The sequence below is a fragment of the Acinetobacter sp. genome (genome assembly GCF_036666595.1).
In the GTDB taxonomy this organism is placed as follows: Bacteria; Pseudomonadota; Gammaproteobacteria; order Pseudomonadales; family Moraxellaceae; genus Acinetobacter.
Genome location: NZ_JAVWVO010000086.1, coordinates 1 through 687 on the forward strand (window position 1 = coordinate 1; position 687 = coordinate 687).

The 687-nt window shown below is 32.0% G+C and carries 2 protein-coding genes; both read right to left on the reverse strand.

Annotated elements, in window-relative coordinates; genetic code table 11:
• Positions 1 to 168: 168 nt before the first annotated feature.
• Positions 169 to 405, reverse strand: a complete 237-nt coding sequence (locus RR876_RS16925; RefSeq protein ID WP_089606577.1) for a DUF2789 family protein — start codon at positions 403 to 405, stop codon at positions 169 to 171.
• Positions 406 to 594: 189 nt separating this feature from the next.
• On the reverse strand, positions 595 to 687 hold a 93-nt coding region (locus RR876_RS16930), incomplete at its 5' end, for a hypothetical protein (protein ID WP_332637183.1).

Below are 687 nucleotides of genomic sequence, written 5' to 3' on the forward strand. Positions count from 1 at the left end.
TTGTTCGTCCTGAGCATGGCGCACTCCTCATATAAATATAATTGTCATTCTTTATGCAATTAACTTATAAGAAAACCACGAAAAAAAATAGCCTTTCGGCTATTTTTGTTGTTTCAATTTGTGATCAAAAGGTAAACAAACTGAATATCGATTTCATTACTTATTTTTCTATAAATTTTGACTCAGCAATTCATTTAAATTATCGACAACAATTGCCCACTCATCATCTTTTTGCCAATGACTACTTAAAAATTCACGCTGCGATTCACTCCAAAAATCTGCTTGATGCATCATTACCCCTTTAGGCAGTTGATGTGATGCGACAAAATGATCGATAGATGTTTGGTCTGCATCTAAACCCAATTGTTCAAATAAAAGTTCTAAAGTCGGTTGTTCATCAAACATTAGGTTCCCTCACCTTATTTATTTTCAATACCTAGGATTAGATTTTAAATTATCGATATTTCTTTTATTTTCCAACTGTTTCTTGATTTATTCTTGTTATTTTTTTGTTGATTGGCTTTAGTCTACAAATAAAAAAGCACCCCAAATGGAGTGCTTTTCAAAACTAATCTTAAGCAGATTAATTTTTAATTATTTAAGCATATCAGCAATAGCTGCGCGCTCTTCTTCAAGTTCTTGAAGTGTTTTGTCCATACGTTCACGGCTGAATGCATCAATTTCTAA